The sequence below is a fragment of the Paenibacillus sp. FSL E2-0201 genome, assembly GCF_037963325.1.
GTDB lineage: Bacteria > Bacillota > Bacilli > Paenibacillales > Paenibacillaceae > Paenibacillus_AQ.
The window spans coordinates 5,505,340-5,522,050 of the sequence record NZ_CP150154.1; the positions used below are offsets into that span (position 1 = coordinate 5,505,340).

The window sequence follows — 16,711 nt, forward strand, 5'->3', positions numbered from 1 at the left end:
AGCTAATTCCGCCACTTCATAAACTTGTAATCCAGAAAATCAACAAGCAAGAAGAGGACAAACCCCACCAAGCTGAACAGCATAATTCCCGCATACATTTCCGGATAATCCAGTCTTAACCAAGCATCCATGATGAAAAAGCCCATACCATGCTCGGTACCATAAATCTCCGTGAAAAAGAGGACAGATATCGCCGTTCCAAGCGAAATACGAATCGTACTCAGAATGACTGACAGTGCACCCGGCAGTGTCACATGCCAGAATTTCTGCACTGTACTTGCCCCTATACTCGTTAAGACATCATAGGTATTCTCAGGAATAGCCTTCACACCATCCCTAACCGAAATGATAATCTGGAACAAGAGAATCAGCATAATCATTAAAATTTTAGATGTTTCACCAAGCCCGAAGAATAACATCACAACCGGAAGCAGAGCAATTTTTGGAACAGGATAGGTTAAGTAGACCACAGGGTCCAGCAGCTTATTCCAAGTCAGCGAACGTCCCATCAGAAGACCAATGAGCAGCCCAATGATTAACGCAAGCACTACACCTGCAAAAATTCTGAACAAGCTATACCCCACATTCAAAGCAATATCCTGTGCACCCAATTGAAACATAGCGTTATACACTGCGAATGGACTAGGCAAAATCGAATGATTCATAAGCAAATAGGCAATATACCAAACCACATTCATACAAAAGAACACAAACACCAGTCTTATTATGTGATGAATCCGACTTTTTCTCACCATATCTCCTGCATTACCTTTCTGATTCGCTTAGTCTGCTCAAAGAAATCTACACTGTCCCGCTTATCCTCATGCTTCATATGAAACACCAATTGATTATCGATAATTTCCGGCATTTCTTCTTTGTTAGATGGCATGACAATAATTTTCTGTCCCAGCAGAATAGCTTCTTCCACATCATGGGTAACAAATAGGGTAGTCGCCGGATGCGTCAACCAGTTATCCAAAAAGAGAAGCTGCAGCGTTTCCCGCGTAATCGCATCCAGTGCGGAGAATGGCTCGTCCAGCAGCAAAATGGTGGGCAAAATAGCGAATGCTCTAGCGATTGCCACTCTTTGCTGCTGTCCCCCACTGAGAGATAGAGGATAACGATCAGCTAAATCAGAGATTCCCATTGATGAAAGCCACTGATTAATCTGGTTCTCCCGTTCTTGCTTGGTTGTGCTCGCAGTATGCGAGATTTTCATTGCGATTTGAATATTATCATGTACAGTCTTCCATGGGAGAAGCCCATAGTTTTGTGGTACCAGACCGATCAGAGTTTCTTTATCATGCACGGATTTTTCATTAAAAAGTATTTGCCCCATATAGCTCGGCAGCAAACCTGCGATCGCCCGTAGTAACGTGGATTTGCCACTGCCAGAGGGTCCGATGATCGTGTAAATCCCATGCTCTGGCAAAGATAAATCCATCTGTCCTAAGGCCAGTTGACCCGTCTTGTATTCTACTTTAAGACCCTTAATGACGAGTCCCTTATTTTTTGAATTGGACATCAGAAATCACATCTTCGGCCGAGATATTTTTGCTAAGCAAACCTTTTTCCCGTGCCCATGCAAATGCAGCTTCTACTTCTTTCACATCCACTTGATTGGCAGGAACATAATCAGGCACCTTAATCTCATCTTTCAACGTTTCTGGATAGCCAACTTCTTTGATCACAAGATCGATATATTCGGATTGATCATGAGATTTCATATACGCTACAGCCTCGTCATAAGCAGCATACATATTCCGAATCGCATCTGCCTTAGCATCAATAGCAGTTTGTGGGAAAGCCAATACAAATGGATTCACTCCCGCGGTATGCGTGGAGCTAAGCACGCGCAAGCCTGAGGTTTTACCCATAGTTACAAATGGTTCAGGCAAAATAGCTGCATCCGCCTTATTGTTCTTAAGCAATTCTAAACGGGTAGGGATTTGTGGAACCTCAGTTACCGTAATATCATCCTCCGTCAAACCCGCTTGTTTCAGCATCATCGCCACCGTATATTGTGTGGAAGTATTTTTGGACAAAATCACGGTTTTGCCTTTCAGATCCTTCACATCTTGGATGGCGTCATTCCCAGTCAATAAATCGAATTCACCAAAAGTTGTACTAGTGATCTTCACATCCAGCCCAGCTTCATTGTAGATAGAAATCGCAACTAGATCAGCGCTGATCCCCTCCAGCTTACCAGCTTGAAAAGCGACATCACGATCTTTTGCACTCTTGAACGTTTGAATGTCTAGGTTCACTCCATGTTTCTTATCAAAGCCTTGCTCATGAGCAATCACAAAAGGAATAGCATCAATAGAAGGCAGTAAGCCAAGCGACAAAGTAACAGGTTCTTTTGAAGCCTCTGCTGCGTTTCCCTCTGTCGATGTTGTATTCGTGTTATTCTTTGAACCACAACCTACTGCAAGTACAGCAATGACAACGACCATCATCGACAACATCAACATCTTTTTTAAAGATTTTTTCTTCATAAAACTCTCCTACCTCCATTAATCTTTCTATAGTAGACATGCCTCTATTCTTTGCAATCTGCAAAAGAGCATGCAAAAAGCCCTTAAGCTGTTCCAGAACGCTTCAGGTATTGTAATTTTACATCAGTCATCATAGCTTGTATATTCATAAATTAAAATAGTTAGATTTATCACATACTAAGATGCAAAAAATCCGAACCATCCTGCAAGGAATCTCCCCTGCAAATTGCTCCGGATTTTCGCTACCTACACCTCATAGTTCACTACATAATTCTGTAGCTCTGTATTGTAGAAGCCGATACTATACTCAGTTACCTTACCCAGCTCATCATAAGAATAGCGTGTTCGTTTCAGCAAAGGACACTTCTTTTCCAATAGTAGGATCTCCTCTACCTCAGGCGGAGGGACAGCGACAGAAAATTCATCACGTAGCCTCTCAAGGGAAACACTCCGCTCTTCAAGCAGCTCATACAAGGACTGGGCATTCAAATCAAGTAGATCCAAATCATCCATACCATTTACTAAATAATGCGTGTAATGAACGTATGGATTATCATTGAGAGTGTATATGCGTTCCAAGCGCAAACAATGTTCGCCGAATAAACGGTACGGTTCACTTCCGACCTCATTAAATACTCGCTCCGCCTTCAGCCATTGCTTCCGAATTTGGTGCCCTTCATCCACCAGAATTTCCGTGAACTTTTTCCATTTGGACAGCTTGGAGGATGAGGTATTACGGATCACCTTCGTCCCCTTGCCGCTACCTTTCTCCAGAAATCCTTCTTGGACAAGCTCCTGAATGGCACCGCGTACTGTGATCTTGCTGACATTGAATTCCTGCTCTAGCTGAGGTTCGGAAGGAATATTTAATCCTATAGGATAGACTCCGTGTAGAATCCGATCCTTTATAATATTTGCGATTTGCAAATATAAAGGCTTATCTTTTCGGGACAAACTCAAGAGGTTCACTACCTTTCTACATCGCCTACGGATAGAGTCATAGCTCGAAGGACATCCGCTTCTGAAGCCATGGGAGTGTCGCCCTCGACAGTATGAGCTAGCATACTAGCGGTAGCGGCAAACTGTACGGTCTGCTCAGGTGTAAATCCTGTTAGCTCGCCATGCACAATTCCGCTCGTATAGGCATCTCCAGCCCCTATTCTATCATAGACGAGAAATCTCAGCGTATCCGAAAAGAAGAAGCTCTGATTCTTATAAAGAAAACCACGCAGTGAATGTGAGTTGTCGCCATGAATACTGCGATGGGTGCCAGCGATCACCGAGATATCGTACTGCTTCGCAACTACCGGAATAAGTTCGAGCAATTGCTCTTCACGTTCAGCTTGTGCAGTACTCATCCCTAAGATATGGATCGCGTCCTTCTCATTCATCATTACGATATCGGCCAGCTGCAGCATCTCCTCGTAATGCGGCTTCGCTAGTGAATATCCTTCCGCTCCCCACAAGGACGGACGATAGTTGCAATCAAAGATCACTGTTCCACCCTGCTGCTTGACCGCTCTAGCTAAAGATTTCATGTGATGACGCACACTTTCGTTCATAGCCAGCGTAATGCCGCAGAAATGGATCACATCGAGACTTCGAGCAATCTCTTCATAATGATATGTTTCCTCAGGAGCCGTGTTGAAGCTGCTCTCCAGACGATTGCTGTAAGTCACCTTGCTTGGACGTGCACCAAATCCATTCTCCAAGAAATACAAGCCTAGATATTCTCCTCCTCGCATAACGAAGTTTGAAGAAATCCCCAGCTTACGCAAATGCGCCGCAGCGGCTTCCCCCAAAGAAGTATTCGGCAAACGGGAAACCAAAGCACCTTCATGCCCGAAGCGTGCCAGTGCAGAGCTGACATTAACCCCGGTGCCAGAGAATGAATAGTTTAAGCTGTTTCCTTGTGATAGCAGCTGAACTCCCGGCACCTGCAGACGCATCATCACTTCTCCGAATGCCCCGATTCGTTTAGGCATATTTATCTGTCAGCCTTTTCATAATTCCAAGCAAATCACGCACATCCTGGATCCGGGTCTGGCCCGATTCTTTATCGATAATGGATGAGTAGACATGCGGAATCACTTGTGGCACCCCTGCTTCAAGCGCAATTTCCAATATTGCCTCGAAATTGTCCATATCAATCCCACCGGTAGGTTCGAGTGCAAACCCTGCCTCAGCACAGGCCTTAGCGACAGAGCGGTATTCCTCTTCACGGCTTAAACCCTCCATCGGGAAATACTTCAGTGCATTACCACCCATATCCCGAACTAGCGCAATTGCTGATGCTATAGGTACAATCGCCGCTTCACTCTGCGCAGCGCTGAAAGGTCCTGTAGAAATATTCACATAACCAGCGTGACCGGAAGGGGCGATCATGCTGTTGATCCAGCTGTCTTTCCCGCCAAGATTAGCGCGCGTAGCTCCAACCACCGGGAACACCTGGTTAATATGACTCCCCGGATAATGCTTAGCAATCTCGGCAACAATTGCCGCTTGGCGATTATCTCCTGCACCTAAGCCAATCGATACCGCATCTTCAATTTCTTGACCATACTGCTTCATGGCTGTTACGGCTTCTTCTGCCGTCTTATAATCCTTAGAGAGCACACCGACCAGCACATATCCTTCCGCCGCTTCATAAATCGCTTTAGCATTAGCGATATCTTTTGCGAGTACATTTAATGCGGTGCGACCCTTATAAAAACGTTGTGAAATCGTCGTCATCTTATTGTCCCCCTATTAATTTACGAATACTGTCTACAATCACGAGCAGATCATCCCCCAGAAGCGGCCGTGGGTCAATATCGAAATATCCCTGCTTCACTCCATAGTCGCGGGTATAGATCGCAATCTCGCCTTGCTGCAACCCCTCTACCAATTCCTTCGCCGTAATACCGGCCTGCTGTGGATCCACCTGAACTCGGCCGCGATAGATGGCACGTCCCGCCTCATCCTGCACAATGGTTACACGAATACCAGGAAGATCATTCAGCACCATCAGTGCCTGCAAAGACGCTTGCTCGATGTCACTTCTGTCTTCCTTCACCATGTATTCCTCCAAAGCTTGCAGCAGACCAAAGGTTGTTTCTTTACCCACTTTCATACTGCGTCCTATTCCATACAATTGGACCTTAACCCATTTCACATAACTACGTTTACCGGCAATGATTCCGGAAGTAGGCCCTTCAATGGCCTTGGACCCACTATAAATCGCCAGGTCAGAGCATTTCACATATTTACAGAGGTCTTCTTCCGCTGCAGCATCAACGATTAGCGGCACCCCTTTACGCTTGGCGATCTCCCATGCTTCTTCAACAGACAACATATTTTTCTGCACCGCATGGTGGGACTTCACATACAGAATAGCAGCAGTCTGCTCACCAATAGCGTCCTCTATATGTTCAGCCCGGCCTTCATTCGCATAGCCTACCTCAATTAGTTTACCTCCACCTAGATAGACCATCGTTTCCACCGGAGCTCCGTACTGTACATTATGACCCTTCAGAATGATGATTTCGTTGCGCGGAATGACCTCTTGGTGCAGACGTTCACTGCGGCGGCGGTTACCTTGGGTCACTAGCGCCGCAACGGACAACGCAATACCACTGGAGGCTGAGTTGACGATAATCGCTGCTTCAGCACCGAGAATACGCGCCGTGTAATCTCCGGCTTTATCCACCAAATCCGCTATTTCTACGTAATTCTGTCCACCTTGCTTCATCGCATTCATCACAGTATCAGTAGGAGCCGACACCCCCAGAATGCTCATTCGACCGCTAGCATTAATTACGCGTTTAAGCCCGTATTTCGCATTTAATGAATTCCCCACCTATAACCACTCCTTTTGCGTGAATTACTTTATCCGCCACTCTTTCTTCCCCTTCAGAATCAATAAGCACAGTAGGTTCATGCTGCAAGGTGAACAGGGTCAGGTTAGCAGGATCACCTACCTGTATTCGGCCTAGCTCCGGTCTGCCCAGCCATTCTGCCGCATTTGAAGTAACCGCTGCCATAATCTCATCCAGAGCATAGCCCAAACATAGAAACTTGGAAAGTACATTAGACATGCTAAAGACAGGTCCCTTCATCCGGTTCACTCGATAGATATCCGTGCTAATCGTATTCAGTCCTATGCCGTTACGTTTAGCAGCCTCAGCTACCTTAAAAGAGAAACTTGCTGTTCCATGCCCCACATCTAGATGAACTCCTCGTTCGATAGCCTCAGTCAGTACCTGAAGCGGCTGACCGTCTGCAGCAAACAAATTATTCTCTTTTCCGTTGAGATAATGGGTAACAATATCCTTTTGCTGCAAAAGAGGCATAACCTCTCTGATATCTGGCGGTGCTGAACCGATATGTACCATTAACGGCAGCCCTGTCTCCAATGATAGGCTTCGTGCAATATGCAGCGGCTCAATTCCGCTAGGCCCGACAACGCTCTTGCTGATCCTAGCCTTTAATCCTACGATCATCTTCCCGTAAGTTCGGACAGACTCCAAAACCTTCTCCTTATCAATCCATTCCAAGTTGGATAACTCATCAATTCTTAGTAGTCCAATCCTCGAGATATTCAAGAACGCCAGCACATTCGTCTTAGCTAGAGATGCGTCCTGAACCAGATCACCTATCCGATCCGCCCCACAGCTACCGGCATCTACTAGAGTTGTCACCCCTTGCCGGACACCGATCTCATCAATCTCATCGCCATACGGATCAAATTCGCGAAAAGCATGCACATGCATATCAATCCAACCACTGGATACGTATGCACCTGAGCCTTCCCACACCTGCCCCCCACGGCCCTCACCTGCCGGAGTGATCTCAGCGATTCTTCCATTCTCGATTACAATGTCGATCTCTTCTCCGCTTACTCGTTTCACCTGACGGAGCACGTATCTTTCATCCATTGTTCTCACCTTTTTCCATATAACATTATAATGTTTAAAATACCACGAATAGCACAGGAAGTAAATATAACGTTATAATGTTTATGAATAAAAATAGACGAGACTGTCACAAAATTAGAGCAACCTACTTATGTGAAGAATTCTTTTTGAGAGTAATTAGGGAAAATCTCCCTGATTATAGCCGATGATTGCTTTAAATGAAAAGAATTAGGGAATTCCTCCCTAAAAATCGGGGTAATATCTATATTCACCACCGAATCAGATAAATTAGAGGGAGATTTTCCCTAATTATTAGTCATATAAGCAAAAATCGCAGAATTTCAGGGAGATTTCCCCTAATTATCTATCAGTTTGGCCATCTCTTGCCCACAATCTACTGAGGTAAGCTGCAAATGACCGAAAACGCAGAGCAGCGATCCTCCAATACAAAGGAGAATCGCTGCTTTCTTAATCTATGAAATTAATAACCCTACATGTATCTTAATAACAGCCTTCTTAATCTTCATACCCGACTGACCCATCCCAGGTCTGTGTACATCATGCGGGAAAAAGACAGCGAACATACCCGGCTTCAAAGTTAACAAAATCTCTTCAGTTGAGGGAGGATAAAGCGCATAATCTGCATCGGCATCGTAAGGCTTAGTAGCCTCGATCTCTTCTTGCAGCGGTGACCAGCCGATCGTTTCTTCACCCTCGATCAGATAATGCACATCAATGTAAGACTCATGCTTTTCAGCAACCTGTTCCTCTAGCGACTTCGCCTCTAGCGCCATAATCGAAACATAGATCTCGTTCCCGCGGATCTCGATTCGCCCGAGATCCGGTTCGTGTTGTAAGATGACTTTCAATTCCTCAATAGCCTCTACAATGACTGAATTCTCATATCTGCTATGCTCTTCCCAAGATGACAATGAACCTAAGATCATAATGTCTCATTCTCCCCACATCTCAATTATCTTACAGAGGTTGTTCAAAAAGTCCGCTTTTGACCACGAAGTAGCCTAAGAAGCTTACTCGACATCGAATATTGAATTCAGGCGAATCTTCCGGTGCTCACGTAGCTTTCACTCCGCTCCTCAGTTTCTACCTTCATCCAATCTTCTCGGTGCTGAAAACCATACTTTTTGAGCTCGCACTTATAGGAGCTTTTCACTAACTGCCGCAGCAGTTGTTTCTTTATTGATAATGGACTGCTCGCTAGTTTTTTTGAAATATTCCACATATAAAATATCCAGCAGATAGAGCTGTGAGATCTTAGCAGATAATGAACCGCCCTGCAGAGGGCCCTCATTAGCACCACATAGTAAGGTTAGATCCGAATACGATGTTAAAGGTGACTTTTCAAATCTCGTAATGGACACCACTTTAGCGCCTCGTTCCTTCGCCTTTCTTGCGACCTCAATACTATCCTTCGTTGAGCCGGAATAAGAAATGATTACAGCGACGTCTCGCTCAGACATTAGCGCTGCTGACATCATCTGAAGATGTGAGTCCATCAAACATTCTGTTTTGTTTGTAATGCGCATAAATTTAATTTTGGCTTCCATTGCCGTGATTAGAGAAGAGCCAACGCCGAAGAATAATACACGTTCCGCGTTAATCATATAATCAATGGCTTCATTGATCTTCTTTATATCAATTAAATTATAGGTCTCGTTCAGTGCACTTACATTTGTGGTCAGCACTTTGGAAGCCACTGCTTCAGTCGTGTCGTCCATTAGAATTTGATCCGTAAGCTGCGGGATCTCATTCTCCACAGTGATACTATGAGCTAGTGCAATCTTGAACTCTTGGTACCCTTTATAACTTAAAGATTTGCAAAATCGAAAGATACTTGATTCCCCTACATCGCACGCATCTGCAAGATCAGTAATGGACATATAGACAACACTTCTCGTGTTCTCCAGGACGTAGTCCGCTACCTTCTTCTCCGTATTCGTCAAATTATTGTACTTGGAATGAATTGAAGTAAAAATACTGATTGTTCGCAAATAAGCCCCTCCTTTACAATGGTTTAATATGCGAATAAAGAGGAAGCTCCTAGCAAGCCTGCCTTATTCCCAAGTGAGGCCTTAACAATTCTTACACCTGCAAAACTCTCCATAATTAAAGACTTTGTCCGTTCTTCTACCCTTTGAACTAAATCTTCTTGCTCCATAACACCACCCCCAATGATTATAGCGGATGGATTAAAAATATGAATAATAGAGGCTAAGCCCGCAGACACCTCAGTTATCCAAGAATCCAAGATCTGTTTCAGAGCTTCGTCCCCGTTGTGTATTTTATCAAAAAGAACCTTCCCGTCTACACATTCGGGATCTGCCTGCTGAGCCATCTTGACTAAAGCGGTGGTTGAAGCATACTTTTCATAAAAAGGCAGTCCCTCCACCGCATCTGACAATGGATGTGTAAGGATATGGCCAAATTCGGCCGCCACTCCATCTGCTCCTTTATAGATTTGGCGGTTCATTACAATTGCACCGCCGATGCCCGTGCCAAACGTCAAGCATAAGAAATTGTTAAAGTTCTGGGCAGCACCATAATGAGCTTCACCTAATGCTGCTGAATTCACATCGTTCTCTACCATAACAGGTTTATGAAAATGATTTGTTACAATTTCCTTAATCTTCATCCCTGTATATCTAGGTATATTTTCGTTAGCATAGACAATAAATCCTTCTTCAGCATTGACTTGACCAGCCGTGCTTATAGCGATGGCATCAAAATCATCATATTCTGCAATTTTCACAAGCAATCTTGCGACTACATGCGGACCGCCCAAATCACTTTCTGTTGCATACTCTTTAAAATTATCAACATTCCCATACTCATCGCAAATACACATTTTGGTGTTGGTACCGCCAATATCTACGGCTACAATTCTCATTCCCATCTACCCTCTCTGGCATTCTACTGAATAGCGCTCACAAACCTTTTTGTAATCTCCATTGGTCTTGTAATCGCTGAGCCAACTACCGCTGAATAGACCCCTAAATCAAACATCGTCTTCAGTTCTTCGGGCGTAGAAACGCCACCTTCAGCTATCACAGGCACAGAGAAGTTGCTTACGATTTGTTTGACTAGCTCGAAGTCTGGGAGTGAACGGTCTTTAGTGTATGCTGTATATCCGCTTAAGGTCGTTCCCACAAGATCAAATCCCAGCTCGACAGCTTTAGCCGCTTCTTCAAATGTAGAGCAGTCTGCCATAAACAGCTGATCTTTGTAGGTCTCTCTTATGTTAGGAAATAGTTCTGAAATGGTAGATCCATCTGGTCTAATTCGGTCCGTCGCATCCATAGCAATGATATCTACGCCTTCGCGGTAAAGCTCATCTACTTCCTTCAGGGTTGGTGTTATAAATACTTCTGAACCTTCATATACCCTCTTGATGATCCCGATGATGGGTAGATTCACTGTTTTCTTGATTTCTTGAATATCAGCTACGCTATTAGCCCGAATGCCGGAGGCACCGCCCAAGTATGCTGCATATGCCATTCTCCCCATAATAAACGGACTATGCAGCGGTTCTTCGGGTAAGGCTTGACTAGAGACGACTAGTTTATGTTTTATCTTTTTAAGTACATTATTTTCAGTATTCATCAGTAACCCACTCCACTTTTTTATTTATTCTTTAACTGCTCCTGCAGTAATCCCATTGGTGAAGAACCGTTGGAATAACATGAACACTAGCAACATCGGAATTGCAGCAATGGTGGCTCCGGCCATTTTATATGCGAAATTAGGATTCAAATCCTGCATTAAGGTCGCAGTACCAACCATTAATGTTTTCATTTTGTTCTCTTGGCCTATAACCAGCTGCCACAAGTAATCATTCCAGACTTGCACGAAATTCAGAATAAATAAGGCTCCAATACCAGGTTTAATAATTGGCACCATGATGCGAGTAAAGATTCTCCATTCATTTGCACCATCTATTCTCCCAGCTTCTCTTAAAGCGTTAGGCGTTAAATCGAAGAATCCTTTTAACAGGAACACTCCAAATGCACCCGCGACGTTCGGCCAAATCATACCGTTATAGGAATTCACCATTCCAAATTGCTGTGTAATCCGGAATAAAGGCACAATCATAATTTCTTTAGGGATCATCAAGCTCGATATGAAGATAATGAAGATGATATCTTTACCTTTAAAATTGATCTTTGAGAAAGCATAAGCTGCCATAGCGCCTACAATAATAACGATAATCGTAGATACACCTGAGACATAAATACTATTAAACGTCCATCTCAAAGCCGGTTGGTTCTGAAACACATCTACATAGTTGGAGAATGTAATCGATTTAGGCCACCAGTCTGGAGGCATCTTCACAACATCTGAACTGTTCTTGAGCGAGCTTGTGAATAACCAATACAATGGAAAAAGATTAAGGAGCGCGAAGAGGACAATGATAACATTCGATATCACATCAAACTTCTCTCTCTTCTTCTTGTTTCTAATTTTCGACATGTTGTATTCCCCCTCACTTCACCTTAATCATGCTTCGCAGCTGAGGCACAGATAATAATAATGTAATCACGAACATGATAACGCCTACCGCAGAAGCTACACCGAGTTGATTGTACTTAAATGCATTATTGTAAAGGTAGTACATCAAGGTTACCGATGAGTTGTTCGGTCCGCCGCCGGTTAATAGCTGGATGACTACAAATATTTTTAGAACAGCAATAATATTGATAATCGTAATATAGGTCGTTGTAGGTCCTACAGAAGGAATGAGGATCTTCGAAATCACTTGCCATCTGCTTGCACCGTCGATTTCTGCTGCTTCAAAAAGCTCTTTAGATACACCAATCATCGAAGCTATATACAGAATAATGGCTTGGCCTACGTTCGTTGCGAAGGTCACAAAGATAACCACCGGCAAAACCGTCTTTGGATTTCCTAGAAGATTGATCGTCCCAAAACCCATATCTTTATAGATAAAAGAAATAAGTCCGTTAGCGGGATTCAACAGGAAGCTCCACACCATACTCATAACAACCATGGATACCATGACCGGAATATAATAGCTTCCTCTTATAAAGGAGACGTACTTAGCGTTCTTATCAAATACAGCCGAGGCAACGAATAGTGCAAAGCCCACGGTAAGTAGAACGATAAAGACTACGAATATAATCGTATTAAAGGTAGCTTTAAAGAATACCGGATCATTAAACAATGTGGTGTAGTTAGCCAGACCCACAAACTTCTCACTATCATAATTAATTTGGTATAAACTCAGGCGCATCCCTTCTAAGATCGGATAGACAAGAAAGGCTAAGAATACTATCATCTGAGGTAAAATAAACAGATAACCTGTAATATTCTCTTTTAGGTAATTACTACGTAGTTTCATATCGTTTACCTTTCTAATTAACAGCCCTTGGAGCCTCTTCAGACTCTAAAGGCTGTTAATCGTTTATTGTTTACCTGTTCTTAGATTATTGGAAAATGACAGAGCTAGCTTTATTCGTATCAATCACTTTATTACCATTGGTCTGATAATCTTGTACAAACTGTTCTGGTGTCTTTGCTCCCATGTAAAGCGCCTGCAGATCAGGGTACAAAACTTCTCTTAATTGGCTATATCCTGGAACGTTACCCGTGAAGTTGAACAAATATTTTGAATTGGCGTCATAAGCAGCAAAGAGTGGATTCTCTGACTTCAGTTCTTCGGCCACCGAGCTTCTCACAGGGATACCATTCTTAGAGGATTTAACTAATTCAGGATCACTTGAAAAGAACTTCACGAAATCTTTAGCGACTTCAGTCTTCTTCGCATCTTTGGACTTAAATACACTAGCACCCACTACATAAGTAAAGGATAGAGGATCTCCGCTTTCAGACGGAATATTAGCAAGACGCATATCAAATTTAGGAGAAGTGCCGGATTCCATATTTGCTTTTGAGCCATTGAACAAGATTGGATTGGTGAAACTGATCGCTAGCTGCTGATTCTGGAACATGGCATTGGCGTCATTGGAGGATACAGATTCTGCACCTGGATTTGTATATCCACCGTCATATAGTTTTTTCAACCATGTAGCAGCTTTAACACCATTCGCATCATTCAGAATAATGTTTCCTTGATCGTCAAAGAACTTATTGCCGAACATTCTTAAGTATGCAAGGTTCCAAGTATCTCCTTGGTTATTCACAGCGTACAGTGCCATTGGATAAGCATTAGAATATTTATCCTTCGGAAGATCATTTTTCAGACCGTCCAAGATTTGTTGATATTCATCCAAGTTCCAAGTCTTAATTTCGGACTCTCCACCGATGAACTTTTCTAAACCAGCCGCTTTAAACATGTCTGCGTTATAGACCAAAGTACCTGGATTATGTTGGAATGGATAGAAGTACACATCTTTTCCGAACGTTACTGCATCCCAGTAATTTTGTGCGATATCACTTTTTGCGTTATCATCGATGATGTCTGTCAAAGGCTCCAACGCACCACGGTGAACATAATCGCCCATAGGGAATACGCTTTCAAAGAAGACATTCGGCGGCGTACCTCCGCTCAAGTTAACATTGAGGAGTTGGTCGCGCTGATCCCCGGCAATGACTTCGACTTGAATGTCAGCATCATATTTGTCGTATTGCGCTTTGAACTTCTCAGCAGCGGCTTTAAGGAAACTATCATAGTCAGCACCGCTTTCGGTTGCATCCACAACACCCTTCCACTGAGGGGTCAGCCATACTTTAATTGCCACTTTTTCCTTGCCTGATGTAGAAGCATTATCGGATTTATTAGAGCTTGCTGCATTGTTACCAGAACATCCTGAAATTAGTGAAATAATTACCATTAATGCAACCATTGTCGAGAGTAAACGTTTCTTCTTCATTAATAATCCTCCCTAAAAGTTTTGTTAGTATTATTTTTTCTGAATCGCTTCGTGTTTTATAAGCCAGTCCAGAAACAAATCCTAATCTAAAATCCGTTTGACATGATTTTGCACCAGATCAGCCATGTTTCGATGTCCTTGTATATCAAGATGCATGTAGTCAATTTCATTCATCGATACATATTCTCTGGAATCCATAAAGTGGATATCTGTGCCCTTAAGCAACGCTGCAAGATGCTGCGATAGCTCCATAGATTTCTCGCTACAATTACTTCCCATCGGCTTACCAATGGGAGTATGGATATACTCTGCTCCAATAGGGGGAGGAGCGATCACAAGCACTTCTGGAGCTTTTCCCGCGTGTCCTGCCCCGCTCCCTTTAGCTTTAAGAGCAAGTCTAACGATACCTTGAGCGATGTTATATGAAGTGAGTGCAAATCTTTCTTTCGTATCATTCGTTCCAAGCATGATCACAACCAAGTCAAGCGGTGCATGTGACATGAGGCATGGATAGAGGTAAGAAATTCCGGCTAACCCTTCAAATAACGGATCCTCACTGACACTGGTTCTACCGGGAAGCCCTTCTTCTATGACACGATAAGAGTTGCCCAGTTCTGTATCCAGAAGTCCTGTCCAACGGATTTCATCCTTAAACCTTTGGTCAGTCTCTGCGTCGTAGCCCCAAGTATTGGAATCGCCAAAGCATACGATCGTTCTCTTCATTGCATTAACCACAATATTTTTCGATCGCTTGATCAATCAATTTCATAATGTCTGCGATTGGACCAGCATCTTCAGCGGCTATCCCTTCAAGTGGTGCTCTTACACTACCAACGTTTACACCTCTTAATCTCAGAACCTCTTTAATTTCCGCATACATAGAACCCTTGAGGGAACAAAGCGCGATGATGATATCGTTGATATCACTTTGAAGTTGTCCTGCTTCCTCAAACTTGCCGGCAAGAACAAATTTATTAGCTTGCAAGAACAGCTCCGGCATAACAGCATAAGTGCCACCAATACCTGCATCAGCTCCCATAATTCTTCCCGCAACATATTGTTCATCCGGTCCATTAAATACCACTACATCTTTTCCGCCCACTCTTTTGAAGCGTTCAATATCCATAGGTGGCATAGAAGAATTCTTAACACCGATAACCTTTTTATTAGCAAGCAGTTTCTCGAATAAAGCTGGGGTTAGTGTATATCCCGTAGTCTGAGGGATGTTGTAAATGATGAACGGTAGAGGAGTTGCCTCCATAATATCGCTCCAATATTTAGTTACTGCGCTATCTGGTAATTTAAAATATATAGGGGGGATTGCAGATAGTGCATCATATCCTAAGCTCGCCGCATGTTTTGCTAATTCGATACTATCTCTTGTAGAAGGCGCACCTACATGAGCGATCAGCGTCATTTTACCTTTCAAGTTGTTAGCTACGTAGCTAAGTACCGCTTTGCGTTCGTCCAGACTCTGGTAGATACATTCTCCAGAACTGCCTCCCACATAAACACCTTGAACACCTTTTTCAAATAAATAATCACATAAGGCATGCGTACGGGATTCAGAAATATTCCCTTGATCGTCATAGCAAGCATAGAAGGCAGGTATAATTCCGTGGAACTTGGTTAGTGTCATTGTTTATTAATCCCCCTTAAGATGTGAGCGGTTTCTGTTCTACATATTCAAGATATCACTTAAATTTAATTCTGTAAATTATTTTCTCTATTTTTTATAAAATAAAATTTATTTCCACCAGGAAAGGTTCATTAATAGAAAAACATTTTCTTTTAAGTGAACTTTCTCAAAAATAAGATCTTATTCCCTATATATAAATAGATTATCGTACTATATATGCGGCCCTAGTTATTATCAGAGTATCACTATCTACAGCTTAAAAGTCAGTTCTCCCATTTGGTACTTATTGGATTTTTAGTATAGCTTTTATGGATAATGTTCTATTTATTTGATCCCGTCAAAAATGTCCTTATCCGGGAGACACTTCTCTTTCAACGGCATACAAAACCTAATTAACACACAATGTTCACTAATAAAACTGTGTTTTTACGGTGGACATATCTTTAAAAAACTAATATCTATGTTATAATGAAAGCGTAATCAAAACAATATAAAATATATTGTTTCTTCGCCAAAGGAGGCTGGAGGAAATGCTAGCAGGTCTTAAGGAACTTAAAAATTGGGTAACGGAAAATTGGAATCCAACGATGCATTCAGGTAATGAGGATTATCAAAAAATGGAATATTCCGTGCAACGTCATTTGCACACTCCAAGATCCCCAAAACCACTTACCTATGAAGAAGAAGCTCGTATCAAGACAGTTAAATTCCATTAATCTCACTACATTTAGATACAGATTGACCCTATAATAGAATCTTGTCCTAAGGCCGCCAGATCCGGAAGTCATTCCAGTAGAGCGGTCTTTTATT

At 42.8% G+C, this 16,711-nt stretch carries 18 protein-coding genes; 1 reads left to right on the plus strand and 17 read right to left on the minus strand.

Features of this window, described 5'->3' with window-relative positions:
• Positions 1–2: 2 nt before the first annotated feature.
• From NSU15_RS24785 to NSU15_RS24865, 17 genes are all read right to left on the minus strand, one after another.
• Complete coding sequence (locus NSU15_RS24785) at positions 3–698, minus strand: ABC transporter permease (protein ID WP_339287896.1); 696 nt, start codon at positions 696–698, stop codon at positions 3–5.
• Positions 699–748: 50 nt separating this feature from the next.
• A complete protein-coding gene (locus tag NSU15_RS24790; RefSeq protein WP_339287897.1) occupies positions 749–1,525 on the minus strand; it encodes an ABC transporter ATP-binding protein in 777 nt (258 codons plus the stop codon).
• Positions 1,506–2,498, minus strand: a complete 993-nt coding sequence (locus NSU15_RS24795) for an ABC transporter substrate-binding protein (protein WP_076120796.1) — start codon at positions 2,496–2,498, stop codon at positions 1,506–1,508. Before NSU15_RS24795 ends, NSU15_RS24790 begins: the two co-directional genes overlap by 20 nt.
• A gap of 246 nt (positions 2,499–2,744) precedes the next feature.
• Positions 2,745–3,458, minus strand: coding sequence for a GntR family transcriptional regulator (locus NSU15_RS24800; RefSeq protein ID WP_042130734.1), 714 nt, complete (start codon positions 3,456–3,458; stop codon positions 2,745–2,747).
• Positions 3,459–3,466: 8 nt separating this feature from the next.
• On the minus strand, positions 3,467–4,483 hold the full coding sequence (locus NSU15_RS24805) for a sugar kinase (protein ID WP_042130735.1): 1,017 nt from the start codon (positions 4,481–4,483) through the stop codon (positions 3,467–3,469).
• Positions 4,476–5,231: a KDGP aldolase family protein gene (locus NSU15_RS24810; RefSeq protein WP_042130737.1), complete on the minus strand. Its 756-nt coding sequence runs from the start codon at positions 5,229–5,231 to the stop codon at positions 4,476–4,478. Before NSU15_RS24810 ends, NSU15_RS24805 begins: the two co-directional genes overlap by 8 nt.
• A gap of 1 nt (position 5,232) precedes the next feature.
• Positions 5,233–6,336 (minus strand): DgaE family pyridoxal phosphate-dependent ammonia lyase, encoded by a 1,104-nt coding sequence (locus tag NSU15_RS24815; RefSeq protein ID WP_339287898.1) that lies wholly within the window; start codon positions 6,334–6,336, stop codon positions 5,233–5,235.
• The gene (locus NSU15_RS24820; RefSeq protein ID WP_076120800.1) at positions 6,302–7,414 is read right to left on the minus strand and encodes an amidohydrolase/deacetylase family metallohydrolase; all 1,113 of its coding nucleotides are present in this window, start codon (positions 7,412–7,414) and stop codon (positions 6,302–6,304) included. The genes NSU15_RS24815 and NSU15_RS24820 overlap by 35 nt, the downstream gene beginning before the upstream one ends.
• A 452-nt stretch (positions 7,415–7,866) precedes the next feature.
• A complete protein-coding gene (locus NSU15_RS24825; RefSeq protein ID WP_042130741.1) occupies positions 7,867–8,340 on the minus strand; it encodes a YhcH/YjgK/YiaL family protein in 474 nt (157 codons plus the stop codon).
• A gap of 210 nt (positions 8,341–8,550) precedes the next feature.
• Entirely contained in the window at positions 8,551–9,405 is an 855-nt protein-coding gene (locus NSU15_RS24830; protein WP_042130742.1) for a MurR/RpiR family transcriptional regulator, read from the minus strand.
• 23 nt (positions 9,406–9,428) lie between these two features.
• Complete coding sequence (locus NSU15_RS24835) at positions 9,429–10,301, minus strand: ROK family protein (protein ID WP_042130744.1); 873 nt, start codon at positions 10,299–10,301, stop codon at positions 9,429–9,431.
• 23 nt (positions 10,302–10,324) lie between these two features.
• Positions 10,325–11,014, minus strand: a complete 690-nt coding sequence (locus NSU15_RS24840) for an N-acetylmannosamine-6-phosphate 2-epimerase (protein ID WP_042130746.1) — start codon at positions 11,012–11,014, stop codon at positions 10,325–10,327.
• A 24-nt stretch (positions 11,015–11,038) separates the two neighbouring features.
• Positions 11,039–11,881, minus strand: coding sequence for a carbohydrate ABC transporter permease (locus NSU15_RS24845; protein ID WP_081390001.1), 843 nt, complete (start codon positions 11,879–11,881; stop codon positions 11,039–11,041).
• Between the two features lie 13 nt (positions 11,882–11,894).
• A complete protein-coding gene (locus tag NSU15_RS24850) occupies positions 11,895–12,770 on the minus strand; it encodes a sugar ABC transporter permease (RefSeq protein ID WP_042130747.1) in 876 nt (291 codons plus the stop codon).
• An 85-nt stretch (positions 12,771–12,855) separates the two neighbouring features.
• Positions 12,856–14,262: an extracellular solute-binding protein gene (locus NSU15_RS24855; RefSeq protein WP_042130748.1), complete on the minus strand. Its 1,407-nt coding sequence runs from the start codon at positions 14,260–14,262 to the stop codon at positions 12,856–12,858.
• Positions 14,263–14,343: 81 nt separating this feature from the next.
• Complete coding sequence (locus NSU15_RS24860; protein ID WP_339287901.1) at positions 14,344–14,985, minus strand: SGNH/GDSL hydrolase family protein; 642 nt, start codon at positions 14,983–14,985, stop codon at positions 14,344–14,346.
• 4 nt (positions 14,986–14,989) lie between these two features.
• Positions 14,990–15,901 (minus strand): dihydrodipicolinate synthase family protein, encoded by a 912-nt coding sequence (locus NSU15_RS24865; protein ID WP_339287902.1) that lies wholly within the window; start codon positions 15,899–15,901, stop codon positions 14,990–14,992.
• A gap of 530 nt (positions 15,902–16,431) precedes the next feature.
• Between NSU15_RS24865 and NSU15_RS24870 the strand changes: the two genes are divergently transcribed.
• Complete coding sequence (locus NSU15_RS24870) at positions 16,432–16,617, plus strand: hypothetical protein (RefSeq protein WP_339287903.1); 186 nt, start codon at positions 16,432–16,434, stop codon at positions 16,615–16,617.
• Positions 16,618–16,711 lie beyond the last annotated feature (94 nt).